At 49.2% G+C, this 512-nt stretch carries 1 protein-coding gene; it reads left to right on the forward strand.

What is annotated here, in order from left to right:
• The coding region (locus R7Q48_RS31265; protein ID WP_318134323.1) for a tRNA (cytidine(34)-2'-O)-methyltransferase at nucleotides 1-449 on the forward strand (449 nt) is incomplete at its 5' end.
• Nucleotides 450-512: the final 63 nt, after the last annotated feature.

The following is a 512-nucleotide window of genomic DNA, read 5'->3' on the forward strand; positions in this document are numbered from 1 at the left end:
TCGCGCCGAATACCGGCAACATCATTCGACTTTGTGCCAACTGCGGTGCAAACCTGCATTTGATTGAACCGCTGGGTTTCGATCTGGAAGAGAAAAAAGTCCGCCGCGCAGGATTGGATTATCACGATTTGGCTCGCGTAACGCGTCATAAGAACTATCAAGCATTCTTGGAATATCTCGATAAAGAAAAGCAAGGCAATTACCGTCTGTTTGCTTGCACCACCAAAACCACAGGTCACCACGTTGATGCGCAATACCAAGCAGGTGATGTGTTGATGTTTGGTCCTGAAACTCGCGGCCTACCCGCAGAGATCATTGAAGGCTTGCCAATGGAACAGCGTATTCGCATCCCAATGATGCCAGACGCGCGCAGCCTGAACCTTTCGAATGCCGTTGCGATCATTGCTTTTGAAGCATGGCGTCAAATGGGCTTTGAAGGGGCGTTGTAAGCTCAACGAATTCCACACACAAAAAAGGGCGCGGAATGCGCCCTTTTTTTCTTGATTCACTGA

The organism is Vibrio sp. 378 (genome assembly GCF_033339435.1).